This is a genomic window from Cryobacterium serini (assembly GCF_004404025.1).
Lineage (GTDB): Bacteria > Actinomycetota > Actinomycetes > Actinomycetales > Microbacteriaceae > Cryobacterium > Cryobacterium serini.
The window spans coordinates 163281-190006 of the sequence record NZ_SOHN01000019.1 but is presented as its reverse complement, the minus strand read 5'-3'; the positions used below and the strand labels follow the sequence as shown (position 1 = coordinate 190006).

General features: G+C 65.6%; 17 protein-coding genes. 11 read left to right on the top strand and 6 right to left on the bottom strand.

Annotated features, from left to right (window positions below; all coding sequences use genetic code 11):
• Positions 1-7: 7 nt before the first annotated feature.
• Positions 8-3439, bottom strand: a complete 3432-nt coding sequence (dnaE, locus tag E3T51_RS16420; RefSeq protein WP_134530790.1) for a DNA polymerase III subunit alpha — start codon at positions 3437-3439, stop codon at positions 8-10.
• The gene (locus E3T51_RS16415; RefSeq protein WP_104191963.1) at positions 3436-3708 is read right to left on the bottom strand and encodes a hypothetical protein; all 273 of its coding nucleotides are present in this window, start codon (positions 3706-3708) and stop codon (positions 3436-3438) included. The genes dnaE and E3T51_RS16415 overlap by 4 nt, the downstream gene beginning before the upstream one ends.
• Positions 3709-3918: 210 nt before the next feature.
• Here E3T51_RS16415 and E3T51_RS16410 point away from each other — a divergent pair, with 210 nt between their 5' ends.
• The 7 genes from E3T51_RS16410 (at position 3919) to fdhD (ending at position 13481) form a co-directional block, all read left to right on the top strand.
• Positions 3919-5076, top strand: coding sequence for a CdaR family transcriptional regulator (locus E3T51_RS16410; protein ID WP_166806522.1), 1158 nt, complete (start codon positions 3919-3921; stop codon positions 5074-5076).
• 75 nt (positions 5077-5151) lie between these two features.
• The gene (locus E3T51_RS16405) at positions 5152-6324 is read left to right on the top strand and encodes a glycerate kinase (RefSeq protein WP_134530788.1); all 1173 of its coding nucleotides are present in this window, start codon (positions 5152-5154) and stop codon (positions 6322-6324) included.
• A 35-nt stretch (positions 6325-6359) separates the two neighbouring features.
• Positions 6360-7718 (top strand): GntP family permease, encoded by a 1359-nt coding sequence (locus E3T51_RS16400; protein WP_134530787.1) that lies wholly within the window; start codon positions 6360-6362, stop codon positions 7716-7718.
• A gap of 184 nt (positions 7719-7902) precedes the next feature.
• A complete protein-coding gene (locus tag E3T51_RS16395) occupies positions 7903-9933 on the top strand; it encodes a PhoX family protein (protein ID WP_241989403.1) in 2031 nt (676 codons plus the stop codon).
• A gap of 180 nt (positions 9934-10113) precedes the next feature.
• Positions 10114-11331 carry a formaldehyde dehydrogenase, glutathione-independent gene (gene fdhA, locus E3T51_RS16390; RefSeq protein ID WP_104191958.1) on the top strand — a complete coding sequence of 406 codons (1218 nt, stop codon included), beginning with the start codon at positions 10114-10116 and terminating at the stop codon, positions 11329-11331.
• 130 nt (positions 11332-11461) lie between these two features.
• Positions 11462-12580: a GTP 3',8-cyclase MoaA gene (gene moaA / locus E3T51_RS16385; RefSeq protein ID WP_134530785.1), complete on the top strand. Its 1119-nt coding sequence runs from the start codon at positions 11462-11464 to the stop codon at positions 12578-12580.
• A gap of 49 nt (positions 12581-12629) precedes the next feature.
• On the top strand, positions 12630-13481 hold the full coding sequence (gene fdhD / locus E3T51_RS16380; protein WP_134530784.1) for a formate dehydrogenase accessory sulfurtransferase FdhD: 852 nt from the start codon (positions 12630-12632) through the stop codon (positions 13479-13481).
• 6 nt (positions 13482-13487) lie between these two features.
• Here the strand turns inward: fdhD and E3T51_RS16375 are convergent, their stop codons facing one another.
• Positions 13488-15788: an FdhF/YdeP family oxidoreductase gene (locus E3T51_RS16375; protein WP_134530783.1), complete on the bottom strand. Its 2301-nt coding sequence runs from the start codon at positions 15786-15788 to the stop codon at positions 13488-13490.
• Positions 15789-15994: 206 nt separating this feature from the next.
• On the opposite strand from E3T51_RS16375, the gene E3T51_RS16370 reads away from it, so the two are divergent.
• The 4 genes from E3T51_RS16370 (at position 15995) to E3T51_RS16360 (ending at position 21445) form a co-directional block, all read left to right on the top strand.
• Entirely contained in the window at positions 15995-17389 is a 1395-nt protein-coding gene (locus E3T51_RS16370) for an OFA family MFS transporter (RefSeq protein ID WP_134530782.1), read from the top strand.
• Positions 17386-17487, top strand: a complete 102-nt coding sequence (locus E3T51_RS17580) for an MFS transporter small subunit (RefSeq protein WP_420898450.1) — start codon at positions 17386-17388, stop codon at positions 17485-17487. The genes E3T51_RS16370 and E3T51_RS17580 overlap by 4 nt, the downstream gene beginning before the upstream one ends.
• A 302-nt stretch (positions 17488-17789) precedes the next feature.
• Entirely contained in the window at positions 17790-20123 is a 2334-nt protein-coding gene (locus E3T51_RS16365) for a glycosyltransferase (protein ID WP_134530781.1), read from the top strand.
• Positions 20120-21445: a nucleotide disphospho-sugar-binding domain-containing protein gene (locus E3T51_RS16360; protein ID WP_134530780.1), complete on the top strand. Its 1326-nt coding sequence runs from the start codon at positions 20120-20122 to the stop codon at positions 21443-21445. The genes E3T51_RS16365 and E3T51_RS16360 overlap by 4 nt, the downstream gene beginning before the upstream one ends.
• 182 nt (positions 21446-21627) lie before the next feature.
• Here E3T51_RS16360 and E3T51_RS16355 read toward each other — a convergent pair whose 3' ends face one another.
• The 3 genes from E3T51_RS16355 to E3T51_RS16345 all read right to left on the bottom strand — a co-directional run bounded on the left by E3T51_RS16355 (position 21628) and on the right by E3T51_RS16345 (position 26473).
• The gene (locus tag E3T51_RS16355) at positions 21628-22344 is read right to left on the bottom strand and encodes a nucleotidyltransferase family protein (RefSeq protein WP_241989392.1); all 717 of its coding nucleotides are present in this window, start codon (positions 22342-22344) and stop codon (positions 21628-21630) included.
• A 440-nt stretch (positions 22345-22784) separates the two neighbouring features.
• Positions 22785-25655: a molybdopterin-dependent oxidoreductase gene (locus tag E3T51_RS16350; protein WP_134530779.1), complete on the bottom strand. Its 2871-nt coding sequence runs from the start codon at positions 25653-25655 to the stop codon at positions 22785-22787.
• On the bottom strand, positions 25652-26473 hold the full coding sequence (locus E3T51_RS16345; RefSeq protein ID WP_134530778.1) for an FAD binding domain-containing protein: 822 nt from the start codon (positions 26471-26473) through the stop codon (positions 25652-25654). The genes E3T51_RS16350 and E3T51_RS16345 overlap by 4 nt, the downstream gene beginning before the upstream one ends.
• Positions 26474-26726 lie beyond the last annotated feature (253 nt).

The following is a 26726-nucleotide window of genomic DNA, read 5'->3' as shown; positions in this document are numbered from 1 at the left end:
AAAACGGCTACGCACTCTGCACCGCATTGAGATGGTGCAGGGTGCCACCGGCGTGAGATGAAAGCTGCGCCGGATGCGCGGCGAGTTCAGCCGCGTAGGCGGCGGCGCTGGCTGCTTCCGCCGCGGCAGCGTGCTCGACGGCGTGCCGTTCCTTCACCTGGCGGGCCACGTCGAACAGGTTCCACAGATTCTCCCCGGTCACCGAGACGCCGCGCGCACCGGAGCGCCGTGTGCGACCGCGCACGAGCATGTAATTGGTCTGGAACACTTGCCCGCCGACCCGCTCCTGCGCGTCGTGAAAGAACACGACATTCGCGACCGGGCCGGTGCCATCGTCGAGGCTGATGAACACCACGCGGCGGCCGCCGCGCATCGGCGGTGTGTTCGTGGCTCGCCGAACTCCGGCGAGCAGCACCTCGGTGCCGCCGGGCAGATTGCCGAGCTCACTCGCCGGGGTCACCCCCAACTCCTTGAATAGGGCGTGAAAGCGTTTCATCTGGTGTGACCCGACGGCCAGGTTCAGGTCCTGCAGCTCCAGATCGGTCTGGGTGCGGCCGCGCAGTTCGAGTGAGGTGATGGCACCGGCGCGGTCGCCGGAGTATTGCGGTACCGGTAGTTCCACCTCAAACGCGAGCTGGTCGGCGCGAATGACCACGGCGGTGCCGCGCAGCGACTGGATATGCGCGAGCAGTTCGTGCCGCCGGGTGCGGTCGTAGCCGATGAAGGTGTCGAGGGCGCCCACCCGGGCAAGTGCTTCGAAGGTGCGCCGCCTGGGGTGCACCCGGTCACGAAAGTCTTGCAGTGAGCCAAACGGCTGGTGCCGGGCAATGCGCTCCCGCTCCGCGTCCGTGCTGCCGACCAGTTCCGGCAGCGCCAGACGGATGCCCTGGCTCCCGTCGGCGAGATCCTCCACCCGGTAGTCCAGCGCACTGGACTGCACGTCGAGGGGGAGTACGGGCACCCCGAGCACCCTGGCCTCGGCGACGATGAGGTCTTTGGGCCACATGCCAGGATCGTGGGTAAGAAGCCCGGCCAGGAAAGCGGCCGGGTGATGGGTTTTCAGCCAGGCGGACTGGTACGTAGGTAGGGCGAAGGCTGCACCGTGCGCTTTGGCGAAGCCGAAGCTGCCAAACCCGGCTAGCACCGTCCAGACCTGGTCGATGACGGCAACGCTGAACCCGCGCGCAAGCGCGCGTTCACGCACGTACATTTCGATCTCGGGGAGTTGCTCGGGCTTACCGAGGTGGCGGCGAAAGACATCCGCTTTGCCCAGGCCGCAGCCGGTGAGTTCGTCGAACAGCCGCATGACCTGTTCGTGAAAGATGACAACGCCGTTGGTCTCGCGCAGAATCGGCTCGAACCGGGGATGAATGTAGTCGGGGGAGACCTCGCCATGCCGGGCCTGCAGATATTTGAGCGGCATATTGTTCTTCATCGGGCCGGGTCGAAACAGCGAGATCTCGACCGTGAGGTCGTTGAACACCTCCGGTTGCAGCTTGCCGACCAGCTCCATCTGGCCGGGGGACTCGATCTGAAAGATGCCGAGGGTGCGGGTCGAGCGAATCAGCTCGAACGTTTTCGCATCGTCGAGTGGGACCCGGTCGAGGTCGATGCTCTCGCCGGTGAGCCGATGGTGCTCTTCAACGGCGTGCGCCATCGCCGACTGCATGCGCACACCAAGAATGTCGAGCTTGATCAGCCCCATCGGGTCCATGTCGTGTTTGTCGTACTGCGACATCGGCAGGCCCATGCCGCTCGCCTGCACCGGGGTGCGGTCGAGCAGGCTCGCGTCGGAGAGGATCACTCCGCAGGGGTGCACCGAAATATGTCGGGGGAGTCGGTCGAGCTTGGCGGTGAGGTCGACGAGCAGGTCGAGCTGTTGCGACTCGCGCACCTCGGCGGCGAGGGCCTCGAGTTCGGGCTTCTCTTCGAGGGCGCGGCGAAAGTCGCGGGCGTTGAATCGCCACATCTGCTTGGCGATCACGTTGATCTGGGCGTCGGGCAGGCCGAGGGCGAGACCGGCGTCGCGCACGGCGCCACGGCCGCGGTAGGCGTTGGTCATCGACATGAGCGAGACCCGGTCGCTGCCGAAGGCACGAAAGACCTCGCGGTAGATGTCGTGGCGCCTGGCTGACTCGACGTCGATGTCGATGTCGGGCAGCGTCTGGCGTTCGGGGGAGAGAAAACGCTCCCAGAGCAGCCCGTTGCCGATGGGTTCGACCGAAGAGGTGCGCAGCGCGTAGTTGAGCACCGAGCCGACCCCCGAGCCGCGCGCCTGAATGCGGATGCCCATCCCGCGAATAATGTCGGCCACCCGGGACACGGTGAGAAAGTAGCTGGCAAAACCTAAGTGTTCGACCGTTTTCATCTCGTGGGCGAGCTGGGCGTGGGCCGCTTCGACCGCGCGCGAGCCGCTCGCGGAGTACAGGTCGGCGATGCCGCTTCGGGCGCGCCGCCACAGTTCGGTGACCGGGTCGCCGGTGACGCCAATGACGCGCGCCTCCGGCATGCGCGGGCGCCCCAGCCCGATATCGAGAACCGGGTCGAGGCTGCACCGGTCAGCGAGCTGCTCGGTGTCACGCAGTAGCCGTTCGAGCGCCCCGTCATCGTGCAGACCGGCATCAACGACCATGCGGGCCACCTGGCGCATCGCTCCGGCCGGTTTGAGCCAGGCCTGGCCGTTGGTTTGGGGGGTTTCGAGTTCGGCAAGCGGCAGCAGAAAGCGTGCGGCATCGGCGAGATCGGCGGTGACCGCCTCGGCGGGCGTACCGTACCGCACGGCATTGCTGAGCACTGCGGGCAGCCCCGCGTTCTCGGCGAGGGCGAGCATGCGCGTGGCCGGAGTTACGCTGCCGACGGTGCCGCTTTCGGCCAGGTGACAGACGATTTCGAGTACGAGGGCCTGGGCGGGCAGGGCTCGTTGCCAGTGGGCGAGCCGCGCCGCAGCATCTGAATTGTCGCGCCTTGCGATCGCGAGGCCAACGTCGGAGTCGGGGCCGAGCAGCACGGTGAGCGAGGCGAGGCCGGCCAGATCGGCCAGGCGGGCGCGCGAAATGCTCGGTCCGGTGCTGCCAGGCGTGAGCGCGGAGCGTTGACCGGCACCACCGTCGTGGGCGGAGCTGACCGCCCGGCAGAGCGCGGCGTACCCGCGACCGTTGGTGTGACCGTGGGCGAGCACGACCACTCGGCCGAGCGGGCGATACTCCTCGTCGTGCACGGCGAGTTCGGCGCCGAGCCCGGGGCGGATACCCACGATCTCGCAGGCTCGCACGTGTTTGACGGCTCCGTAGAGTCCGTCACGGTCAGTGACGGCTAGAAAATTCGCGCCCTGCGCGGCCGCCTGCTCGGCCAGGGCTTCGGGAAGCGTTACCCCGTAATGGGTCGAGTAGGCGCTCGCAACGTGTAGGTGCGCGAAGCTCGTCGCCAGTGCGTTGCTCATCCCCAGTCCAATGCTAAAGTCCAGGACCCGTCAATGCCGCGACGCAGGTCGTAGCGGTGCTGTTCTTCGCCGCCGCGACTGGCATCGAGCCGCCACAGCTCGGTGTCGATGCGGGTGGGGGTTCCTTCGTTTTCCCACCACCGGGTGCGTTTGAACACCGCCTGCGGTTGTCCGATGACGGTGTGTTCAAACCGATTCCAGATGAATGCGCGCGGGTCGCCGTCGGGGGACAACTCAACGTCGACCGGTGCGTCAATGATTTGGGGCAAGGTGGGCTCCCTAGGCTCGTGACGGGTGATAATGGTAAAAACCTGATGAGCGATGGTTAAAAAAACTCCTGCAATGAGTTCGAACAAAATCTAGTTGAAACCAATGGCTATCGAATATTTCTTCTAGGTAAAAGTGTATGTCACCCCACCGACATGCGCCATGGGCGATTGCCCGCGGCCCAGCTGACGCCCGCGATCTACGATGGCCAGATGATCGAAGTAATACCGAACGGCAGTGCACCGACCGAAAGCTCACCCAGCACAGCGCAGATCACCAGGGAGCTCGCCCAGCGTCTGGTCGAACAACTTGCGCCGAGCCTGGTGCACAACGTGAACATCATGGATGCGACCGGCATGATCATTGGCTCGGTGGACGCCGCCCGCATCGGTACCCGGCACGATGGAGCCCGGGACGCGGCGTTCCGCGGCGAAGCGGTACACATTGCCCCCGGTGATGAACACCAAGGCACCCGGCCGGGCGTGAATATTCCGCTGATCCTCGACGGCCACGTCGTCGCGGTCGTGGGGGTCACCGGAACCCCCGCCGAGGTTCTACCGGTCGCGCAGGTGCTCGTGCTGACCGTTCACATGCTGCTCACCCAGGAACGACTGCGCGACAACGCGTCGTGGCGAGAATCGGCGACCCGGGACATCCTCTCAACTTTGTCGCTGGGCAAGCTCACCGAAAGCCGCCTGATATCGGGATTGCGGGGCATCGACGTGCCCCTGCAGCCGCCGTGGAACCTGACCGGAGTTTTCAACACGGCGCCCGGCGCGAACTCGTCGGTGTCGCTGCTGCGCCAGCTGCGCGAGCTCTCCGGGGTGGTAGCCGCCGATATCAACGGCGCCGTCTGGGTGCTGAGCGGATCGTCGACGGCGATCGGTTTGTCACTGCTCCGGCAACGCCTGCAACAGTCCCGCGTAGAGCCCCTGTGGTTTCTGACCGGGCGGGTCGGCGCGACGATGCCGCAACTCACCGGTGACGCGGAGCGCCTCGGCACGCTGCTGGCCCGGCCCGGACTGCTCGTCCCACTCACCACGTGGGCCGGCCCCGAGATTCGGCTCGACTCACTGGGGCTCGAACTTGCGATCGCCGGCCTGCCCGACGCCATGATCGACGACCTCGCCGCGTCGGTACTCGCCCTGCTCAGTGACACCCTGCGCGAAACCGCCCGGGTGTTTCTCGGCAACGAACTGTCGATCGTCGGCGCTGCGCGAGCGCTCGGCGTGCACCGCAATACCGTCGTGCAGCGACTCGACCGCATCGAAGTGCTCACGACCCTCAACATGCGGCATTTCAGTTCCGCCGTCTCGATGCGGGTTGCACTGGCGGCCGATGACGCCCACTATGTGCACGGTGCACAGTAATTGTCTCAAAACCCAGCGAAAAATGTGGGTTCATTCCACCTGAATATGTGTGCGATTGTGACCTAGCCTGAACTAATGAACGGTCGCCCGGCATTGAAGCCGCTCACAATAGTCATCGCACCGGATTCGTTCAAGGGAAGCCTCAGTGCAGCCGCCGCCGCCGCAGCCATGGCCGAAGGGGCCTGCGACGCCGCCATCGCTCTCGGTCTGCCGCAGGCCCAGATCACCCTCTGTCCGATGGCGGACGGCGGCGAGGGGACCCTCGATGCCATCGCCGCTGTCTGGGGCGTCGAACCCCGCACCATGCCCACCGTCGATGCGCTTGGCCGCAGCCGACTGGCCCACTATGCGCGGTCAACTAATGGCCGGGTCGGGCTGATCGAGGCGGCCGAGTCCAATGGTTTGCCGCTGGTAGCGGATGCTGCGCCCCAACCCCAGCGCGCCGACACCTTCGGCGTCGGTCTGCTCGCCCGGGAATTGCTCGACCAAAATGTCGAGGAGATTCTGCTCTGCATCGGCGGCTCGGCCAGCACCGACGGTGGGACCGGCCTGCTCGCCGCGCTCGGCGTACGCTTCCTCGATGCGGCCGGCGAAATCGTCGCTCCCGGCGGGGCCGGCCTGGCGCAGATAGAGTCGATCGACCTCGCCGGACTGCATCCGCACGCCCGCGCTGTGCGCTGGCGTGTCGCCGTCGACGTGAATAATCCACTCTGCGGCCCGACCGGCGCCGCCGCGGTGTTCGGCCCGCAAAAGGGTGCTTCGCCGAGTGACATTGCCGAGCTCGACGCCGGTCTGGCCCATCTCGCCGCCATCGTTCTGGACGAATCCGGCGAGGACATGACCGACCGGCCCGGTGCGGGAGCGGCCGGCGGTATACCGGCCACTCTGGTGCCGTTGCTTTGTGCCGAGCTGGTGCCCGGCTCAACCCTGGTAGCGGATGCCGTCGGTCTCGCCGACAAAATCGCCAACGCCGACCTCGTTCTCACCGGGGAAGGCAGCTTCGACTCCCAATCACTCGGTGGCAAGGTAGCCGTGGCTGTCGCTCGTCTGGCCCCGGCAGGATGCCCGGTCGTCGTCATCGCGGGACGGGTGGCGCTGCCTGCGGCCGACACCGCAGCATCCGGGGTCACCGCTGCCTTCTCGATCGCCGGCGGACCGGCGACCCTCGACGACCTGCAGCAACACGCTGCCGAACGCGTGCGCGACACGACGGCGCACGCCGTCACCCTCTTTCTTCAGTCCCACTAGTTGCCGTTCCACCCAGAAATAGAAAGGCCGCCTCAATGCTGAGCATTGCCGTCCTGGTGACTCTCGTCGCCGCCATCGTCTTCGCCACCGCGAAGCTGAAAATCAATCCCTTTCTCGCTTTGCTCGCCGCCGCCCTGGTGGGTGGTTTCGCGTTCCGGTTGCCGGTCGACACGATCGCCCCGACCATCACGACGGCTTTCGGCGTCACTCTGGGCAACATTGGTCTGATCATTCTGTTCGGAACCATCATCGGGGTGATCCTCGAGCGCACCGGCGCCGCCATCGCCATGGCCGAAGCACTCATTCGGGTGCTGGGCACTCGATTCCCGACCCTCACCATGAGCGTCATCGGCTTCATCGTGTCGATCCCGGTGTTCTGTGACTCCGGATTCGTCATTCTGAATTCGCTCAAGAAATCGCTCGCCGCCCGCGCCAAGGTGTCGCTGGTGGCGATGACGATCGCGCTGATGACCGGCCTGTACGCTACCCACGTGTTCGTGCCGCCGACCCCAGGACCGCTCGCCGCCGCCGGCAATCTCAACGTCATCGACCAGCTCGGACTGATCATCGGATTCGGCCTGATTGCCGCTGCGGTTTCTGCGGTGGCCGGGCTGCTCTGGGCGAACCGGTTCCTGACGAAGAACATTGAACTCATGCCGGAAGTGGCCGGCGAAGAAGACGAGCAGGACTACGACAAGATTCGTGCCTCCTACGGCAAACTGCCCAACGCCTTCATGGCCTTTTTGCCGATTCTCGCGCCGATCCTGCTGATCTGCATCGCCTCGATCGCCAAGCTTCCCAGTCTGCCGTTCGGCGAATCCGGCCTGTACCTAGCCGTTGTCTTTCTCGGCACCCCGGTTATCGCCCTGGCCGTCGGCTTGCTCGCCTCCCTGTTTCTCCTGCGGGGCAAGGGCAAGCTCGACATGTTCGGCGAACGCGTCACAGAGGGCATTCGCATCTCGGCACCCATCCTGCTGATCACGGCCTCCGGTGCTGCCTTCGGAGCCGTTCTCGCCGCTTCCGACCTCACCGACTTCCTCGGCAGCTCCCTGTCTACGCTCGGCCTCGGGCTCGCCGTGCCGTTCGTGATCTCGGCCGCACTCAAGACTGCCCAGGGCTCATCTACGGTAGCGATGGTGACCACCTCCGTGTTGCTGTTACCCCTGCTGCCGGCGCTCGGTCTTGATTCTGACCTGGGCAAGGTACTTTCAGTGCTCGCGATCGGCGCCGGTGCCATGGTGGTCTCGCACGCCAACGACAGCTTCTTCTGGGTGGTGTCGCAGCTCAGCCGTATTCCAGTAGCGACCGCATACCGCACGCTCACCCCTGCCACGGCAATTCAGGGTGTCGCCGGTTTCGCCGCCGTTTGGGTGATCGGGCTCATCGTTTTGTAGCGCTATCAGCTTCAAGCGTTCATCTTCGGTTAACCCCCGGGACACCGAGCGGCGGGAGGGTAGGTCTGCCCCCAGTTCGGGGCTCACCCTAACCATGAGGAGCACTCGCATGCTGAATCGTGAATCCACCGGCCCCCGCCAGCACGCGACCGATCGTGATCGGCCGTTGTTGCCGCTGCTTCCCATGGAGGGGCACACGCTCGGCAAGCGCAGCGCGGTCACCTGCCACCTCAAGTGCGCTGACGCCTGCTTCCACCCGGTGCCCAACGAGAGCAAGAACGACTACTTTCGCGACATCGTCGGCGCTGCCCTGAGCCGCCGTTCCCTGCTCATGGGCGCGGGCGTGGGTGCTGCGGCGATCGTACTCGCGTCGGGCCAGTCGGTACCCGCCTTGGCGGCACCCGGCGGTCCAGCCAGCCGGGGCCTCGCATTCACGCCGATCGCGCCCGTTCCGGCCGCCGTCGACGCCTTTTCGGTGCCCGCCGGCTATTCCTGGAACCCCATCATCCGTTGGGGGGACCCGCTGTTCGCCGCCACCGATCGGTTCGACCCGGAACACCAGACGGCCGCGTCGCAGGCTCTCCAGTTCGGCTACAACAACGACTACCTCGACATCCTCGAGGGTCCGGGGCGCAAGGGGCGGGACGGCATCCTCGTCACCAATCACGAGTACACCAACGAGAACATCATGTTCGCCCCCGCCACGACACCGGCCGAAGCGGATGAGCAGCGTCGCATTGCCATGATGGCCCACGGCATGTCCGTGGTCGCCCTCGAACGAAAGCGCGCCGGCCAACCCTGGACCTACCGGGTAGGTGACCGCCTCAACCGGCGCATCACCGCGAGCACACCGTTCACCGTTACCGGTCCGGCCGCCGGCAGTGATCTACTGAAGACGAAGGGCGACCCCACCGGGCGCACCGTGCTCGGCACCCTCGGCAACTGCGCCGGTGGCACCACGCCCTGGGGCACAGTGCTCTCCGGCGAAGAGAACTTCAACGGCTACTTTCGCACCACGGGCACTAGCGCAGCCGATGCCCGCTACGGCTTGGCCAACCGCCCCACCGGTCGGCTCTGGGAACAGATCGACGACCGCTTCGACGCCACTGTCGCCGGCAACGAGAACGAGCCGAACAGATTCGGTTGGATCGTGGAGATCGACCCGGAGGCACCGGACGAGCCTCCGGTCAAGCACACGGCCCTCGGCCGGTTCAAGCACGAAGGCGCCAACGTTATCGTCGGAAAGACCGGCCATGTCGCCGCCTACATGGGCGACGACGAACGCTTCGACTACCTCTATAAGTTCGTCTCCCACGACCGCTTCGACAAGAAAAAGAGCCCGAAGGCGCGCAGCCACAACAAGTCCCTGCTCACCAGGGGCTCCCTGTACGTGGCCCGGTTCGCGGGCAACTCGCCGGCCGCCGAGATCACCGGCACCGGCCAGCTGCCGACCGACGGACTCTTCGACGGGACCGGACAGTGGGTAGCGCTCGTCATCGACGGCGTCTGCCAGGTTCCCGGCTTCACGACGGATGATGCGCTCGTGAACACCCGCCTGGTAGCGGATGCCGTCGGCGCCACCAAAATGGACCGCTGCGAAGACGTCGAGCCCAGCCCGGTAACCGGCAAAATCTATGTCGCCTGCACCAACAACACCAGTCGCGGCCTGCCAGGCAAGGAGGGTGCCACCGAGCCCAACCCGCGGGCGATCAACCGCGACGGCCACATCGTGGAGATCACCGAAACCGGATCTGATGTCACCTCGGTGACCTTCGACTGGAACCTGCTGCTCGTCTGCGGAAACCCGAAGACCAACACGAGCACCTATTTCGCCGGTTTCCCGAGCGACAAGGTGTCGCCAATATCCTGCCCAGACAACGTGGCCTTCGACACCGAGGGCAACCTGTGGATTTCCACCGACGGCGCACCGAGCACGATTGGATTCTGCGACGGACTGTTCAAGGTTCCGCTCGCCGGCCCCGAGCGCGGGCGGGTGCAACAGTTCCTCGCGGTGCCGCGCCAGGCGGAGACCTGCGGCCCGGTCATTCGCTCGGAGCAGTCGATGGTTTATGTCGCCGTGCAGCATCCGGGGGAAAACGGCAGCTGGGCTGCCCAGTCCAGCCGATTCCCCGACTACGTTGCGCTGGGGGCCACTGCTTCGGCTGGTGCGTGGGCCGGGCCGCGGCCATCCGTCGTGCAGGTCTGGAAGAGCTGATTCACCGCCCGTTCTGGTCGTTCCCTAGGCCAGAACGGGGGCCACGAACTGGGAATTGGCCGATTGTAATTTCTGAGATCCGTGGTGAAGTAAGAGGGCTGTAGTCAGAATCGCAGCGCTCACCCAGTGTGGAGAAGGTCGTTTGGCCTGCTCCGCGAAGAAAAACGAGGAAGGTAGTTCATGACGGGGAACAGAGCAGTTGCCTACAAGAGCGCCGGAGTCGTCGAGGTCATTGACATCGACTACCCCACGTTCGAACTCAAAGACGGACCGGGCGTCAACCCGGCCAACGTCGGTCGGAAGGTGCCGCACGGCGTCATTCTCAAAACAGTGACCACCAATATTTGCGGCTCCGACCAGCACATGGTGCGTGGCCGTACGACCGCACCGGCGAACCTGGTGCTGGGTCACGAAATCACCGGCGAAGTGGTCGAAGCTGGCCCCGACGTCGAATTCATCAAGGTGGGCGACATCGTGTCGGTGCCGTTCAACATCAGCTGCGGTCGCTGTCGCAACTGCAAGGAACGCAAGACCGGCATCTGCCTCAACGTCAACCCGGACCGTCCGGGGAGTGCATACGGCTACGTCGACATGGGCGGTTGGGTGGGAGGCCAGGCCGAGTACGTGCTGGTTCCCTACGCCGACTGGAACCTGCTGAAGTTTCCTGACCGGGACCAGGCGCTCGAAAAAATCATGGACCTCACCATGCTCTCCGACATCTTCCCGACCGGATTCCACGGGGCCTACAGTGCCGGTGCCGGCGTCGGAACGACCGTGTACGTGGCCGGAGCTGGCCCGGTGGGCCTCGCGGCCGCCGTCTCGGCGCAGCTGCTCGGCGCGGCCGTCGTCATCGTCGGTGACATGAACGCGGATCGTCTCGCGCAGGCCCGCAGCTTCGGCTGCGAGACCATCGACCTCAGCAAGGGCGAGCCGGGGGAGCAGATTGAACAAATCCTCGGTGTGCCAGAGGTCGACGCCGGTGTCGACGCCGTCGGCTTCGAGGCGCGCGGTCACGGTAAGGACGCCGACCACGAGGCTCCGGCCACCGTGCTCAACTCGCTCATGACGGTCACGGCGGCCGGTGGTGCCCTGGGCATTCCCGGCCTCTACGTCACGGGTGACCCGGGGGCCAAGGAAAAGGCCGCCCAGGTGGGCTCGCTGTCGATTCGGCTGGGCCTCGGCTGGGCCAAGTCGCTGTCCTTCACCACGGGTCAGTGCCCGGTGATGAAGTACAACCGCCAGCTGATGATGGCGATCCTGCACGACAAGGTACAGATCGCCAAGGCCGTGAACGCTCAGGCCATCAGCCTCGAAGATGCCCCGCGTGGCTACGCCGAATTCGACGCCGGCGCGGCGACGAAGTACGTGCTGAACCCCAACGGGTACGTCAAGGGCTAGTAACAGGTAAGCGGATGCCCCGCCAGGGAACTCTCCCGGGCGGGGCATTCTCGTAGCGGCGTCCATCAGCATCCGCTTAGAACCGGAGTTCTGGGCATCGCCGTGCGGGACGCGGGGTTAGGGTGGAAACATGACCGGCGCCGACCTTGCACTCCCAGCTCCGCGCTTCTATCGAGAGCGCGCGGACATTCCATCGAACCTCGAAACACCTACCGGCACCGTGACCGACCGGATGAACCGACCGTTGCACGACCTGCGCCTGAGCGTCACCGACCGATGCAACTTTCGCTGTGTGTACTGCATGCCGAAGGAGATCTTCGGTCGAGACTTTGCGTTCATGGAACATGACGAACTCCTCAGCTTCGAAGAGCTGACCCGGCTCGCGCGCGTGGCCGTTGCCCATGGCGTTGAGAAGATTCGACTGACCGGCGGTGAACCACTGCTGCGCAAGGGGCTAGAAGACCTTATCGCCCTGCTGGCCGAGCTGCGCACTCCCGACGGACGTGAGATCGACATCGCGCTCACCACCAACGGGTCGGCGCTGGCCGTCAAGGCGCAGGCGCTCAAGGATGCCGGCTTGAAACGAGTAACCGTGTCGCTCGACTCGCTTGACGACACCACGTTTCGCACCATGAATGACGTGAAGTTTCCCGTGGCGAAGGTGCTGCACGGTATCGACGTGGCCGAAGCGGTCGGCCTCGGCCCGGTCAAGGTCAACATGGTGGTACAGCGCGGCAAAAACGACCAGGACATCGTGGCCATGGCCCGCCATTTCAAGGACACCCCTCACATTTTGCGGTTTATCGAATTCATGGACGTCGGCACCAGCAACGGCTGGGAGATGGGCGCTGTCGTGCCGTCGAAGGACGTCATTGCGCGTATCCATGCCGAGTTGCCGCTCGAAGAGATTGCTCCGAACTACACTGGCGAAACCTCCCGACGCTGGCGCTACCAGGACGGCGGCGGCGAGATCGGCGTCATCTCGAGCGTGACCCAAAACTTCTGCCAGACCTGCTCGCGGGCGCGGGTATCGACTGACGGCAAGTTGTTCACCTGCCTGTTCGCCACCGAAGGCCACGACCTGCGGGCTCTTATGCGTGGCGGCTGCTCCGACGCCGAACTCTCTACCGTCATGGCGCACCTCTGGCGGGAGCGCACCGACCGCTATTCGCAGCTGCGGAGCGCGAAGACCAGTGAGCTGCGGGCATCTGGTGCCAAGAAAATCGAAATGTCCTACATCGGCGGCTAAACGGCAACGCTGGAGTGCGGCAACGGCACCAGCGTGGGAGACTTTAAGAATGAGCAGAATTACCGCACGACGCAAAATTACCCGAATCACCGTTGGTGCCCAGCCTCTGGCTGGCGAGGACCTGCTTGCGGTCGAAGAACCCCTGGAAATTCGAGTGAACGGCCGCCGCCTCGCCGTCACGATGCGTACCCCGGGTAACGACATCGACCTTGCGGCGGGGTTTCTGGTCTCGGAGGGCGTCATCACGCAGGGTGAAGACTTCAATTCGGCCCGCTACTGTGCCGGGGCCGTCGATGGAGTCAACACCTATAACGTGCTCGATGTCACCCTGGGCGCGGGCGTCGCGCCACCGGCACCGAGCCTGGAGCGCTCCCTCATCACCAATAGCTCCTGTGGCCTGTGCGGCAAGGAGAGCATCGACGCCGTGCGCACCAAATCAGTTTTCAAGATAGCGGATGACGCGGTGCGAGTGACTGCCGAAGCGTTGACGACTTTTCCCGAGAAGCTGCGCGCCGGACAGAACGTATTTGAGAAGACCGGCGGCATTCACGCTGCCGGACTGTTCGATGCCGCCACCGGCGAACTCCTCGTTTTGCGCGAAGATGTCGGCCGGCACAACGCCGTCGACAAGGTCATCGGCTGGGCGGTCAAAGAGAACAGGCTGCCGCTGACCGGCACCGTGCTCATGGTGTCGAGCAGGGCGAGTTTTGAACTCACCCAGAAAGCCCTGATGGCGGGCATTCCGGTGCTCGCGGCGGTCTCGGCGCCCTCGTCACTCGCCGCGGAGTTCGCCGCCGAGGTCGGTATGACCCTGGTCGGCTTTCTCCGCGGCAACTCCATGGTCATCTACGCCGGCGGCGACCGGATCGTCGACGCACAGCGTGACGAGCAGGCCGCCTAACTCGGCCTAGGCGTCAGCGCCGGCTGCAACAAAGCGCACGGTCATGGCCTTGTAACCGGGGGTGTTCGATTCGCGGGCCACGAGCTCGCGGTGCATGAGCGCGTTCGCCTCCGGAAAATATGCAGCCGCGCAGCCGCGCGGTGTCGGATAGACCACGAGGCGGAACGTGTCGGCACGACGCTCAACGCCCTGATACGTGCTGATCACATCGACCATGTCGCGGTCGGCGAAGCCCAGCTCGGTGACGTCGTCTTCGTGGATGAGGATGACGCGACGGCCGTTCTTGATGCCGCGGTAGCGGTCGTCAAGTCCGTAGAACGTGGTGTTGTACTGGTCGTGGCTGCGGATGGTCTGCAAGATCAGGTGACCCTCTGGCGCCGACAGGTACTCGATCGGGCTCACCGTGAACCGGGCCAGCCCAATATCGGTGGCAAAGGTCCGCGTGTCGCGCGGCGGGTTGGGCAGCACGAATCCATTCTTGGTCTTGAGCCGAACATTGAAATCGACAAAGCCGGGAATGACGCGGGAGATGTGGTCACGAACGACGTCGTAGTCTTCGGCCATCGCCTTCCAGTCGACCGCATGGTCGTCTCCGAGCGCGGCGTGGGCCATGCGGGCGATGATCACCGGTTCGGCCAGCAGATGCTCCGACACCGGGTCGAGGCGTCCCTGCGTGGTGCGAACGACCGACATGGAGTCTTCCACCGAGAGCACCTGACGGCCAGACGGATGCTTGTCATCGGTATCCGTACGGCCGAGCGTCGGCAGAATGAGCGAGGTCAAACCGTGCATGACGTGCGAGCGATTGGGCTTGGTGGAGACGTGCACGGTGAGACCGACGCGCTGCATGGCCTTCTCCAGCAGGTCAGTGTCGGAGCAGGCCAGGGCGAAGTTGCCGCCCATGGAGACAAACACGTCGACGCGGTCGTGCACGAAGGCATCCACTGTGTCGACGGAGTCGAGGCCGTGCTCGCGAGGGGACACGATGCCGAACTCGGCGTCGAGCGCGGCGAGCATGGCCTCCTTCGGCTTCTCCCACACACCCATGGTGCGGTCGCCCTGCACGTTGGAATGGCCGCGTACCGGGCACGCTCCGGCGCCGGGCTTGCCGAAGTTGCCCTGCAGGAGCAGGAGGTTGATGATCTCCTTGAGGGTGTTCACCGAGTGTGGCTGCTGGGTCAGTCCGAGCGCCCAGCAGATGATGGTGGCCTTGCTCGCGATGAGCAGCTTCGCCACCGTCTCGATCGCGGCACGGTCCAGGCCGGTGGCTTTCTTCGTCTCGGCCCAGTCGATCACCGAACGAGCAGCGCGGTAGGCCTCGATCCCGTCGGTGTTCGCGGCGACGAACTCGTGGTCGATGACCGACCCCGGTACGCGGGCTTCCTCCTCGAGCAACAGATGACCGAGCGCCTGGAACAGGGCCAGGTCACCGCCGACCTTGATCTGCAGAAACTCATCAGCCAGGTTGGTTCCCTTGCCGACGACGCCCTTCGGAGTCTGCGGGTCCATGAAGTTGAACAGTCCCGCTTCGGGCAGAGGGTTGACGGCCACAATCTTGCCGCCGTTGTCCTTGCATTCGGCCAAGGCCGACAGCATGCGCGGGTGGTTGGTGCCCGGGTTCTGGCCGACCACAAAAATGAGTTCGGCCTGGTGAATGTCCTCGAGCGAGACCGTGCCTTTGCCGATGCCGATCGTGGGGTTGAGCGCTGAGCCGGAGGACTCGTGGCACATATTGGAGCAGTCGGGCAGGTTGTTGGTGCCGATCGACCTGGCGAACAATTGGTACATGAACGCCGACTCGTTGGCGGTGCGGCCAGATGTGTAGAAGACGGTGCGGTCAGGCACCGTGGCGCGAATCTGCTCACCGATGAGCTCGAAAGCATCATCCCAGGAGATTTGCGAGTAGTGCGTATCGCCCGGACGGATGACGACGGGGTGCGTGATTCGGCCCTGGTTTCCGAGCCAATACTCGGTCTTGGTGGCGAGCTCGGCGATGGAATGCTTTGCCCAGAACTCGGGCGTCACCGTGCGCAGCGTGCTCTCTTCGGCGACGGCCTTCGCGCCGTTTTCGCAGAACTCTGCGGTCTTGCGGTGTCCCTGGGATTCCGGCCAGGCGCATCCGGGGCAGTCGGTGCCGTCGCGCTGATTGAGGCGCAACAGGGAACGTGCGGTGCGCACGATACCAGCCTGGGCGATACCCCGATCGAGCGCCACTACTACGGCTTCGACGCCCGCCGCGTGGGTCTTGGGGGCCGTGACGACAAGATTATTTTCGTTGATGTCGTCGATAGGTGCTGAACGTGTCATGTACCCATCCTGCCTTGCCGGATAGGGGAATTCCCCCGATTCATAAAATGGGTAACATTTTGGGACGAAGTTTTCTCCGTGGATCATCTAGGATTGCCTCCGCATACCATTCAATCTATTTGTTCGCGGAGTACGTTCACGGTCGTCGTGGACAGCCGAAACGCACAGCAGAGTCGCTATCGCCTTACCGGCAGCAAGGACGCCCCATGAGCTGGCTCGATCGAGACCGCACTATTGCCCCACCCGGATTTAATCGCTGGCTGATTCCGCCGGCCGCACTGGCCGTGCACCTCTGTATCGGCCAGGCCTACGCCACGAGTGTTTATAAGACGGCGCTCGTGGCGCACTTCGAGGCCAGCCTGGTACAGATCGGGGTGATCTTCTCAATCGCCATCGTGATGCTCGGTCTGTCGGCGGCCATTATGGGCACCTGGGTCGACACCAACGGGCCGCGCAAGGCCATGTTCGTCGCGGCTCTGTTCTGGTCGGGCGGATTCCTCATCGGTTCGCTGGGAATCTTCACGAATCAGCTGTGGCTGGTCTACGTCGGCTACGGCTTCATCGGTGGTATCGGGCTCGGCATCGGCTATATTTCGCCCGTTTCGACGCTCATCAAATGGTTTCCGGACCGTCCGGGACTCGCCACAGGCATGGCCATCATGGGCTTCGGAGGTGGCGCGCTCATCGCCAGCCCGGTGTCGACGGCGCTGCTCGCCCTCTATGACCCCAACTCCGGGGCGGCGAACTGGGTGGCCAGCGGCGATTCCGTGGGCAAGCTTTTTCTTACCCTCGCTGTGGTCTACCTCGCGTACATGATGTTTGGCGCTTTCACAATTAAGGTTCCGGCTGCTGATTGGGTTCCGGCCGGATTCGATCCGTCGAAGGTGCGTGCCAAGGCCCTCGTCACGAGCAACCACGTTTCAGCCAAGAATGCCATTCGAACGCGTCAGTTCTGGCTGCTCTGGGTGGTCTTGTTCTGCAACGTTACGGCCGGTATCGGCATTCTCGAACAGGCTGCACCGATGATCCAGGACTTCTTCCGGCAGAACGACGGCAACTCACTGGTCTCCGCGACCGTTGCCGGTGGTTTTGTCGGCTTGTTGTCGCTCGGCAACATGGGTGGACGTTTCGCCTGGTCAGCTACGTCGGACAAGACCGGGCGTAAGAACATCTACATGATGTACCTGGGCGTAGGCACGGTTTTGTACCTGCTGCTGGCCCTCTTTGGATCGAGCACGACAGTGCTCTACGTTCTTCTGGCCTTCATCATCATCTCGTTCTACGGTGGCGGTTTCTCTACCGCTCCGGCTTACCTGCGGGACCTGTTCGGAACCTTCCAGGTGGGAGCCATCCATGGCCGGCTGCTGACGGCCTGGTCGGCGGCCGGTATTGCCGGTCCGCTCATTGTGAACTCGTTCCTGGACGCGCAGGGCGCTCCGGGTGAGTTGACGGCAGCGGCCTATCAGCCGGCCCTGCTCACCATGGTCGGGCTGCTCATTGTCGGCTTTGTGGCGAACCTCTTCGTGCGACCGGTTCACACCGACTTTCATGAACCCGAAAAGCCGCTCGTCGGTGCAAAAGTAAAGAAGGCGCACGCATGAAGGTTCTAAAAGTCATCGTGGCTTGGGCGCTGGTGGGGATTCCGCTGGCCTACGGCATTTCTCAGACACTCGCGAAGGTGACGGCCCTGTTCGGCTAAACCCGGCCTGTGCAGATATAAACAGATAGAGCCATGCCCCACTCACTGGGGCGTGGCTCTATTTTGCGTGTTCAGTGCTTGGTGCCGATCAGGGCGGTTTGTCACCCGGAGCGCCCTCAATCATGCAATGATGGCGAATGGGAAATTCGCTAACTTGGCTAGGTATGCCTGATTTGTGTGTTTCTATTTTGGGGATCCTCACCGTTTCTCGAACTGAAAGTGCCGAAATTCAGCCATTTTCACTCGCGACAGCCCCGAATTGCCACGATTGATCCGCGGAGTTTCACGAAAAGGAGCAGCCAATGGCTACCCACACCGCACTGGACCACCAACGATCCGCCGCAACGTTGCTCGAAGGAATCCGACGCGCCGACGACCTCACCGTGGCAGCCAGCCGCGATGGGGGCGCCCGCGCTGTGCGACTGCTCGCCCAAGCCGCGACCGATTTGAGCGACCAGCTCACCGCTATCGCCGCCGTGCACGCGCTCGCCCAGGTCTTCGACGACTCTGCTGATGAGGTGTTGGTGGCCCTCCTGAACCACGACTCTGCCTTTCTGCGCGAGCATGCAGCCTGGGCCTTCGGCACCCGGCTGCCGCGCTACGACGCGATCGCCGGCCTGGCTACCCTGGTTCGGCAGGGCGGCTTCTCCGGCATGCTCGCCCAGCGCACCCTGGAACAGTGGGGCTCTTCGGCCGCGGATCAGGTGGCCCTGCTCCTGGAGGGTTCGCTGTTCGGCATCTCTGAAACGGATGCCCGCGCCCGCCTAATTGAGACCATCGGCCTGATTCCCGGCCGCGTTCCTGAACGTCTTCTGCGCCGGGTGGCCATCGACAGCGCCGAGAGTCTGGGCGCTCGTGCCGCCGCAATCGCCGGCCTCGGCGACCGTGCCCCGAATGAAGTCGTGCTCGGGCTGCTCAGTGCTCTCGCGCAGAACAACGCTGCTGCCGGTGATGAGATCGAACTCGCAGCCGTAGCCCGGCTGGCACTGTTCGATCTCACCGCGACGGCCGCGCCGCGTCCGAAATGGAACCGAGGCACGACGATCGCCCAGCTGTTCCTGCACGCCGACATTGACGGTGAACTCTCCCAGGTGGGTGTCGGCGACAACGGCGGCATCGCAACCCTGCTGGTCCGGCTCGGTGACGCCCTCGTCGCCGGGCCAACCGGCCTGCCGGGCGGCGAAACCCTGAGTGCCGCGGCATCCGCTCTGCGTGCGCCGTTTGTCGATAGTCGTTTCAGCGCTGGCCGCGCGATAGAAAAAGACTCGGTAGAACGGGTCATCACCATGTCGCGCGGCACGCACGAGTCGGCGCTCAGCGGCCTGGCCGATGTCGGGAGGACGCGGCGTGGGCACTCATTCGCGGCGATTCCGTTCGTCGGCGACGCAGTCCCATCGATCGATGCGTGGCCTCGGCGGGTTGCCGCGCAACGCGGCATTCGGCGCATCTTACGCTCGGCCGGTGTGGTCGATGCGATTCACCTGCGCATGGCCGACGTCGGCAGCCTCGCCGCGGCAACAGTGGCGCGGGACCTGGACATTCCCATCGTCTTCACCGTCGCGCCAGACCCGCACGGCGTGATCGACTCCCTCGAAGCGAATGGCGCGCTCACCCGGGCCAACTTCGGCACCATCGATGCGGTCGAGCATTTCTGGTTTCGCGCCCGTCTCGTGCAGCGGCTCGCCGCGGATGCCGCTCACACCGTGCTGTTTCCCCGCCCGCGACTGCAGCAAGATATGGAACGTCTCACTGGAATCGACATTGACGCTCACCCGGAACGGCACTCGGTCATTCCCGAGGGGATTGATCTTGCGGTAATCGACCGCTCCCGAACGGATGCGCTCGGCTCTCTCGGACTGACCGGCGGAAGTCTGCTGGTTTCGAAGGACGCCCACGATCGAGCCGCCGCCGAACCCGCTGCGCTCGCCTTTCACCAACTCGACGCCCTACTCGGCACACTGCCGCAGCCCCGGCGCGGACTGCCGTTGCTGATCAGCGTCGGTCGGCTGCATCGGGTGAAGGGCATGGCCGCTCTGGTCGAAGCCTGGAAGGGGAACGCGACCCTGCAACAACGCTGCAACCTGCTTATTGTGGGCGGCGACCTGGAGCATCCGTCGTTTGATGAGGTCGCCGAGCTGGCGCGTATGGCTCGCTCCCTGCCTGATGCTGGTCTTGACGACGCTGCCTCCCACGGCCTGCTGCTGGCCGGGCATCGCCCCAACGACACTGTGGCGCGGTGGCTGGCCGCCGCGCGCTATGGCCGGCCGGGCCTGGCAGCACCGTTCGGGGTGTACGTCTGCGCGAGTATGAAAGAGGAGTTTGGAATTGCCCTACTCGAGGCCATGGCCACCGGACTCACGGTGGTTGCGCCAAATGGCGGTGGACCGGCCACTTACGTCGAGCACGGAGTGACCGGCATTCTCGTCGATACCGGTGACGGGGCCGCTCTCGCTCGCTCCATTGCTGAGGCCGTGGACCTTGCTGCCGGAGCGCAGGGCGGCGCCAATGCGGCCCGAGCCCGCAGCATGGTGGCGAACAATTTCACGATCGAGGCGATGGCGTCGGCCCTTAGCGCGGTTTACCACGACGTCGCCGTGGCGACCGAGCCGGTGGCCTGGGAACTGAGCGTGTCGTGACCCTGCTGATCATCAGCCCGGACTACGCCTCGCACCTGTACCCGCTCGCAACGCTCGGCGTCGCCTGGGCGCGGGCCGGCGAACGCGTCGTGGTGGCGAGCGGGCCGGCCACGGCTGACATCGTCGCCTCGTTCGGGTTTGAACGAGAAAACCTGCAGCTGGGCCGCGGCTCCAACCCCGGCACGATCCGGGTCGAGCAGCAGCCCGCCGGCGAAGATGACGCCCTGCGGGGATTTTTCGATGCGACCCGCCGCGGCATGGTCGAGACCCTGCGCTTTCAGGCTGGGGCGCGCAGCAGCGACCTGCTCTACAACCCGGTCGCAATTGCCCGCGAGGTGCAGCGCATCGTCGAGCGGGTGCGGCCAGATCAGGTCATCGTCGACCACCTCGCCTTCAGCGCGAGACTGGGCTTGCTGAGTGCCGGTGTGGCGCACGCGGACGTCGTGCTCGGGCATCCGTCGGCACTGCCGGTTGGCGTGGAGGTCTACGGTCACCCGCCGACCTGGCCCGCAGTGTTCTCGCCTGCCGCCTCGGAACTGGCCCTGCTGAAACGGCAGTGCGTGGCCGTGCGCGACTCGTTTACGGCCCAGTGGAATGACGCCCTGTGCGAGCTCGACCCTCACGCCGAGCCGAGCCTGGACGCCTTCCAGGAATCGGGCGACGTGCTGTTGCTCAACTACCCGGCCGAACTGCACGCACCGGGGCGAACGAGCCAGCTGCCGCCCCACGTGTTTCTCGGGTCCGCGGTACGCTCCGAGGCCGTCGACCCCGAGGTCGAGGCTTGGCTGGCGGCCGATTCTCGGCCCGTCGTCTACGTGAGCTTCGGAAGTTTTCTCTCAGTGCGCGGTGATGTGCTCGCGCGCGTCGCCGCGGCCCTCGGCGCCCTGCCGGTTCGGGTAGCCATCGCCACCGGGGCGACCGACCCCACCGAGTTGGGTCCCATTCCGGAATCCTGGCTGGTGCGCGGGTTTTTACCGCAGGTGCGTCTGCTGCAGGAAGCTGCCCTCGCAGTGACCCACGGGGGCAACAATTCGGTGACCGAGGCGATGACGGCCGGAGTTCCGCTTGTCGTGCTGCCGTTCTCCACCGACCAGTTCGCCGGCGCGGCCGCCCTCGATACGGCGGGCTTCGGCGAATCCCTGCCGCCCAATACCGCCACGGTTCTCGACCTGCGGGCTGCCTGCGAGCGGATGCTGCGCCTCAGCGCCGACACGAGTGGCGACGCGCGCGTCCGTCTCGACGCCCTCGCGCTGTCGCTGACCCGGCAATCCGGGGCCGAGCGGGCCTACGAGGCGCTGAGCCGGGTGTCGGTACGGGGGTAGCTCAGAGGGATCGGAGCTTCGTCGCGCCGGGCGGTCTTGCAACTTCGTGGGGCCAAGAAGTTCGGGGAGTTCCACTGCTTTTCGGGCCCAGGCCCGGAAAGTGGGCCCACGATAGATCCTGGGCCCACGGTCCGAAGATGGGCCCGGTGGTTCGGTGGGCCGGACTGCTGGGTCGAAACCGGCTAGTCGGGCCGGTCGACGTCGGCCCCGGTGCCGAGGTCGCCGCACTCGACCGCTTCGACGTCGTGCTCGCGCAGATACGGTCGCGCGCCGGTATCGCCAGCGAGAGTGTCGAGAAGGGGCACCCAGTGTGCCCGACCGATCACCACGGGATGCCCCGGTCGGCCGGAAAAACGGGCCTGACGCAGTGTGCCGGCGTCGCTCAAACCAATCAAGCGGGCCACGGTGGCGGTGTTCAGATCGGGCACGTCCACGGGAATGACCGCGACAGCAACGAGGTCGGGCTGTTCGAGGGCGCAGCGCAGGCCGGCGCGAAGGGAGGCCGAAAGCCCTTCGGCCCAGTCGGTGGCGTGCACGACCAAAACGGATGCGGTCGGCCGGGCCGCGCTGTGTTGACGAGCACTGGAGGCCCCCGGGCTCGGGGCTGACGCCCCGTTGGTCGAGGCCGGATCATTATCGCCAGCGTTGAGCAGCGCCGCGGCGTGCGCCCCGCTCGCACCGAGCACGACGATGACCGGGGAACAACCTGCTGCTACGAGCACGTCGACGGCGTTCTGCAGCCAGGACCGGCCAGCGGCATCGTGCACGAGCGCCTTGGGCATGCCATAGCGGGAGCCAGCGCCGGCGGCGAGCACGAGCCCGCCTATTCGGGCGGTGCTGGCGGGCAGCGGGATGCTCGCGGGCTGGGGATCCGGAGCTGGCATCTGCATGTCTGCCATCGTAGGGTTCTCGAGCCGAGCCGTGGTGCCAGGTTCGCGTGCGTTGGCTCGCCGAGCCGTGAGTGTCGAGCGCCGTGACGTGGTGCCGGGTTCGCGTGCGTTGGCTCGCCGAGCAGTGAGTGTCGAGCGCCGAGCCGTGAGCCGTAGTCCCGATCGCGGCTTTTTCGGTCCCAAACTCACGGCTCGGCGTCTCGATCGACCCCAAACTCACGGGTCGGCGAGCGGATGCTCGAGCGGCCACTCCGTGCGCGCACTCCACCTATCGCGGCAGCCGCCCGCCAGCAGCCTTTCACAGTGCGCGGGAGCCGCGCCGCTGCGCGGGAGGCGCAACTCCCGCGCTCTGGCGCAGCTCCCGCGCGACGCGTGGCGCTGGAGTTCTGGCCAGACTCGAACTCCCGCGTCTTGGCGTAGGTCCCGCGTCGCGCGACAGCGGCATCCGCTCAGCCGTGCAGCAGGCGCCAGATGCGGTCGCGGGTCATGGGCAGCTCGGTAGGACGGATGCCGATCGCGTCACGCACCGCATTGGCCAGCGCGGGCGCGACCGGGTTGTAGGTCGATTCGCTCATTGACTTGGCACCGTAGGGCCCGATCACGTCGTGAGTCTGCGCAAAATAGACCTCGGTGACCGGCAGATCCACCAGCTGGGGAACGTGGTAATTTCGCAGCACCCGGGTCGTCACGGCGCCGGCGCCGTCGAGCACAACTTCCTCGAACAGTGCGGTGCCGAGGGCCTGCGCCACTCCTCCCTCGATCTGCCCGCGGCACTGTTCGGGATTCATGACGAAGCCGGCATCGGCGGCCTGGATCGACTGCAGGATGCGCACCTCGCCGGTGTCGGTGTTCACGGCCACCCGAAACGCGTGCACGTTGAAGGCAAGGGACCGCTTCATGCCGTCTTCGCGCCGTGTGGCGGTCAGGTCGACGTCCTTGGCCGCGGCCCAGTGCACGAGGGTATCAAGCGAGACGAGTTCGGACGCTGACTCCACGGCGCGTAGCCCGTCATGCTCGAGCTGCCAGGTCCCAGCGTCGGTTCCTCTGGTCAAGCTGCGTCCGCTCCATGACGCCGCGGCTTCGACGAGAGTTTCAGCCAACGCGGTCGCCGCGGCGAGCACGGCCTTGCCTGCCACAACGACACCGGCCGAGCCGAACGCGCCGGAGTCGTAGCCGGCGGCATCCGAATCGGAGTGCACCAGATCGATGCGGTCCACGGTCGTGTGCAGCGCCGTCGCCGCGATCTGGGCGTGCACGGTCGTGGTGCCGTTACCGAACTCGGTGGTCCCAACCCGCACCAGATAGCGGCCGCCGGCCATCAGCTGAACGGATGCTTGCGAGCGGTGCCCGCGCGGCGGTGTAGTGGCGATCATCGACGACGCCATGCCGGTGCCGATCCGCCACTGGGGCCCGGCCGGTGGGACAACCCGATTGCCGCGTTTCAGGGCGGTTTCGGCGAGGTCGAGGCACTGGTCGAGGCCGTAGCTGCCGAAGACGAGGTCGGGGCCTTCCTCGTGCGTGACCACGAGCGGGTCACCCGGCTGCACCGAGTTGCGTCGCCGCAGCTCGAACGGGTCCAGGTCAAGCTCGCGGGCCAGTTCGTCGAGGGCGCCCTCGATTGCGAAAATGATCTGGCCGAGGCCGTAGCCGCGGAAGGCGCCCGACGGGGGATTATTCGTGTAGACGCTCTGGGCATCCACTCTTTTGTTGGGCACGTTGTAGAGCGCGACGGACTCACTCGTACCGTGGAACATCACTCCGGGTGCATGGTTGCCGTAGGCACCGGTGTCGGCGAGGACGTCCAGTTTTAATGCGGTGAGGCGGCCGTCGACCTGCGCTCCGAGCGTGACGTCGATGGTCATCGGATGCCGCACCGGGGCGATGGTGAACTCGTCGGTGCGGGTGAATTCGTACTGCACCGGACGCCCGGTTTCAAGCACGGCGAGAGTGACGAGGTCTTCCGTGAGGAGCTCCTGCTTGCCGCCGAAGCCGCCGCCCACTCGCGCGGTAAAGACGCGCACTCCGGCCGGGTCGAGGTCGAACAGGCGGCAGATCTCCTTCTGCACCAAAAACGGAACCTGCGAGCTCGTGCGCAAGACCAGCCGTCCTTGGTCGAGCCAGCCGATCGTGGCGTGGGTTTCGAGGTGCGTGTGGGCGATGCGCTGGGTCTGCCAGCTGCCCGAGACGACAGTGGTGGCCTCGGCGAGACCGGCCTCGACGGAGCCGAACTCGCCGTGCAGCTCGGCCACCAGGTTGCGCCCCGGGTCTGCCAGGCGGGAGACGATCGGGTCCTTGTCACCGTGCACGAGCGCCGCGCCGGGAGCAAGGGCCAGTCGCGGGTCGAAGACACCCTCCAGCAGGTCGTACTCGACCTCGATCAGTCGACAGGCAGCCTCGGCGATCGCCACCGAATCGGCGACGACCGCCGCTACCCGCTGGCCGCGAAATCGCAGGGTCTGGTCGAAGACCAGCGTGTCGTCGGGGTCGTCGAACCGGCTTTCATGCCGCGCGGTCGAAAACAGGGTGCTGGGGGAGTCGGCCTGGGTGAGCACACGGTGCACACCGGGCAGCGCGGCAGCCTCCGCCACATTCAGAGAGCGGATGCGTGCGTGGGCGTGCGGACTCCCCAGCACCGCCAGGTGCAGCAGACCGGGGATAACCACGTCGAGGGTGTACGGTTCCAGGCCGCTCACCACGCGCTCCCCGGCGATCGCACCGGGGGAGGTGCCGACCAGACCGGCGGCCCGCACCCCCCCCGTGCGCCCGGTCGCCCGTACCGGTCCGAGGCTCGAAGTCTCGGCATGCTCGCGCCCCGGCGCGGTGTGGCAAAACCCTTCCGGCGGGGTGTGCTCGCCGACGATCGCGTCGGAAATCGAGCGATAGCCGGTGCATCGGCATAGATTTCCCGTCAGTAGACGGGGCAGGTCATCGACGGAAGGCGCGGCATCCGCCTCGATGGCTGCGGCGGTGACGATCATGCCCGGGGTGCAGAAGCCGCACTGAAAGCCGGCGGAGTCGACGAAACGTTGTTGCACAGGCGCAAGGTTGCCCGGCTGGCCCAGCCCGGCCGCCGTCGTGATCTGCTTTCCGGCGGCTCGGTAAGCCGGGTAGATGCAGGAGTGCACGGGCGTGCCGTCGACCTGCACGGTGCAGGCACCGCAGTCGCCGCTGTCGCACCCCTTCTTCACCTCGAAATGCTCGTGTTCGCGCAGCAGGGTGCGCAGGCATTGGCCGGGAGACGGCGTCGCCTCGACCCGGGTGCCATTGACCGCGAAGGTCACGGCACCGATCTCTTCGATTTTCGCCTGTTCCAGCGTCATGCGCGGCCTCCGGCCAGTTCGAGTTCGACGCGAATCTCTTCGCCGAGCAGCAGACCCATCGCGCGTCGCCAGTCGGCGGCGCCGTGGGCATCCGTGAACCAGCAGTCGATCGCGGCGATATCGCGGGCGAGAACGTCGGCGGCGGGTAGCGCCGCATAGCGCAGCTGCACCGGGCGCACCGTCGCCGCCGTCACCGTGAGTACGAAAGCACCGAGCAAGTCGAGCCGTCCGGCGAGCACCGCGCCCGAGCGCCCGAGCGGCGACAGGGCAATCTTGCGATATGCCGTCTGCGCGTGCAGCGAGGCGAGCGGCACGTGAATGGAGCGCAACACATCGCCGTCGGCGAGCACATTGGTCATGTTGCCGGTCACGAACGATCGGGCCGGCACGACCTCGTCGCTACCGTTCGCCCGCCAGACCAGCACTTCGGCGTCGAGGGCGACCGCGAGGGTGATCATGGGGCCGGCCGGCAGCGAGGTGGCCAGGTTGCCGCCGACCGTCGCGACGTTCCACACCTTGAAGGAGCCGAACAGGGCCGTGCAGCACTGATAGAACAGCGGATGCGCCGTCCAGCCCGCTCGCATCGGCAATCGGGAGAGCTCGGCCAGCGTGCAGGTCGCACCGATGACGAGGCCGTCGTCGGTCACTGTGAGGGCCGCCCAGCCGAAGGTCTGCAGGTCGACGAGACCGGTGAGATGAGCGCGCGGGTCGGCGAACAGCTCGGATCCGCCGGCCAGCGGCACGACGGTGGGCCCGAGCGCGATGAGGTCGCTGCGCTGCCGTGCTGCGGTGATTTGGGTCAGGGTGCTGAGGTCCATGTGTCTTCCGTCGCATGTCGTGAAGCCAACTTGATAGTCGGTGGCGCGTCCGCGCGCGGCGGTGGCACAGGGTTTTGGACCCAGGGGCGAACCGAACGCGGTAACAGATGCCCCACCGGGTTGCGACCAGACTACCTTTGGAGGCTCGGGATTAGCAGAGAAGAGCGCGCCCCCCCAACAGGGGCGGTTCGGCTACTCGGGCGCAGGTTGATTCCCAGCCGACACTGTAAGTATTTCGTCGATTACGACGGTG

Bases quoted from the DNA above. Each gene is read 5' to 3' on its own strand.
- dnaE (WP_134530790.1), bottom strand. From the start codon at position 3,439: ATGAGCAACGCACTGGCGACGAGCTTCGCGCACCTACACGTTGCGAGC.
- E3T51_RS16410 (WP_166806522.1), top strand. From the start codon at position 3,919: ATGATCGAAGTAATACCGAACGGCAGTGCACCGACCGAAAGCTCACCC.
- E3T51_RS16405 (WP_134530788.1), top strand. From the start codon at position 5,152: ATGAACGGTCGCCCGGCATTGAAGCCGCTCACAATAGTCATCGCACCG.
- E3T51_RS16400 (WP_134530787.1), top strand. From the start codon at position 6,360: ATGCTGAGCATTGCCGTCCTGGTGACTCTCGTCGCCGCCATCGTCTTC.
- E3T51_RS16395 (WP_241989403.1), top strand. From the start codon at position 7,903: ATGGAGGGGCACACGCTCGGCAAGCGCAGCGCGGTCACCTGCCACCTC.
- fdhA (WP_104191958.1), top strand. From the start codon at position 10,114: ATGACGGGGAACAGAGCAGTTGCCTACAAGAGCGCCGGAGTCGTCGAG.
- moaA (WP_134530785.1), top strand. From the start codon at position 11,462: ATGACCGGCGCCGACCTTGCACTCCCAGCTCCGCGCTTCTATCGAGAG.
- fdhD (WP_134530784.1), top strand. From the start codon at position 12,630: ATGAGCAGAATTACCGCACGACGCAAAATTACCCGAATCACCGTTGGT.
- E3T51_RS16375 (WP_134530783.1), bottom strand. From the start codon at position 15,788: ATGACACGTTCAGCACCTATCGACGACATCAACGAAAATAATCTTGTC.
- E3T51_RS16370 (WP_134530782.1), top strand. From the start codon at position 15,995: ATGAGCTGGCTCGATCGAGACCGCACTATTGCCCCACCCGGATTTAAT.
- E3T51_RS17580 (WP_420898450.1), top strand. From the start codon at position 17,386: ATGAAGGTTCTAAAAGTCATCGTGGCTTGGGCGCTGGTGGGGATTCCG.
- E3T51_RS16365 (WP_134530781.1), top strand. From the start codon at position 17,790: ATGGCTACCCACACCGCACTGGACCACCAACGATCCGCCGCAACGTTG.
- E3T51_RS16355 (WP_241989392.1), bottom strand. From the start codon at position 22,344: ATGGCAGACATGCAGATGCCAGCTCCGGATCCCCAGCCCGCGAGCATC.
- E3T51_RS16350 (WP_134530779.1), bottom strand. From the start codon at position 25,655: ATGACGCTGGAACAGGCGAAAATCGAAGAGATCGGTGCCGTGACCTTC.
- E3T51_RS16345 (WP_134530778.1), bottom strand. From the start codon at position 26,473: ATGGACCTCAGCACCCTGACCCAAATCACCGCAGCACGGCAGCGCAGC.